Source organism: Shimia sp. MMG029, from assembly GCF_027947445.1.
Lineage (GTDB): Bacteria > Pseudomonadota > Alphaproteobacteria > Rhodobacterales > Rhodobacteraceae > Shimia.
This window is the reverse complement of the sequence record NZ_JAQJIM010000028.1, coordinates 1-1,320: the sequence shown is the minus strand read 5'-3', so window position 1 is coordinate 1,320 and position 1,320 is coordinate 1. Positions and strand designations below refer to the sequence as shown.

Genomic DNA, 1,320 nt, shown 5'->3' with positions numbered 1-1,320 from the left:
GGCATTGTGGTTGCCCTTGATGCGCGGCACGTTGACCATGCCCACAGAACAGCCCAGGAGTGCGACGCCCGGCGCCACCATTTTTGGCATGGACTGATAGCCGCCCTCTGAGATCGCGCGTGCGCCGTAAGCCACGCGCTTGCCGCCCTCAAGCAGTTTTGCCACCTTCGGGTGATGCTTGAAGCGCTGGAACTCCATGTAGGGGAACAGATGCGGGTTTTTGTAGTTCAGGTGCACCACAAACCCGACATAGACCTGATTGTTTTCAAGGTGATAGATGAAGGATCCGCCGCCCGCATTGCTGCCCAGCGGCCAGCCCATGGTGTGGGTCACTTCGCCTTCGTTGTGCTTCTCCGGGGCGATCTCCCAGATCTCTTTCATGCCCACGCCAAACTTCTGCGGCTCTTTGCCGTCCTGCAGATTGTATCTGGCGATCACTTCCTTGGCGAGCGAGCCGCGCACGCCCTCAGAGAGGAACACATATTTGCCGTGCAGCTCCATGCCGGGCTCGGTGCCGGGGCCATACGAGCCGTCTTCTTCCAGACCAAAGACCCCGGCCACCACGCCTTTGACTTCGCCATTGTCGCCATAGACCAGCTCAGAGCAGGCCATGCCCGGGAAGATCTCTACGCCCAGCTCTTCGGCCTGCTCCGCCATCCAGCGACAGACATTGCCCATGGAGACAATGTAGTTGCCGTGGTTGTTCATCAGGGGCGGCATCGGGAAGGTCGGGATGCGGATTTCGCCGGCTTCGCCCAGCATGAAGAAGTTGTCTTCTTTCACCGGCGTATTGAGCGGCGCGCCTTTGTCTTTCCAGTCAGGGATCAGCGCATCCAGACCGCACGGGTCCAGAACCGCACCAGACAGGATATGCGCCCCAACCTCAGAGCCTTTTTCCAACACCACAACGTCGAGGTCCGCATCAAGCTGTTTCAGACGGATCGCAGCTGACAGACCCGCAGGGCCCGCGCCAACAATCACAACATCATACTCCATGGCTTCGCGTTCGATTTCCGACATCTTAAAATCTCCCTGGCGTGGGTGGTCAACGGAGCGCAAGACCCGCCATTGCTGGGTGCGTCAGTAAGTGAACAGCCGGATCTGCGACCCGGCTGCTGATTTTTCTGCGGCGTTTATCCGAGTTTTTCGGTTAGGGCTGGTACGGCGTCAAAGAGGTCTGCGACGAGGCCGTAGTCTGCCACCTGGAAGATTGGAGCTTCTTCGTCTTTGTTGATCGCGACGATGATCTTTGAGTCTTTCATGCCCGCAAGGTGCTGGATCGCGCCGGAGATGCCGGCTGCGATGTAGAGCTCAGGCGCC

Annotated in this window: 2 protein-coding genes; both read right to left on the bottom strand. The window is 58.9% G+C overall.

The window, feature by feature from the left end:
- Window positions 1–1,020 (bottom strand): NAD(P)/FAD-dependent oxidoreductase (locus PJL69_RS20235; RefSeq protein ID WP_271311302.1); only part of this gene is annotated, 1,020 nt, incomplete at its 3' end.
- Window positions 1,021–1,133: 113 nt separating this feature from the next.
- Window positions 1,134–1,320 (bottom strand): electron transfer flavoprotein subunit alpha/FixB family protein (locus PJL69_RS20230; protein ID WP_271311153.1); only part of this gene is annotated, 187 nt, incomplete at its 5' end.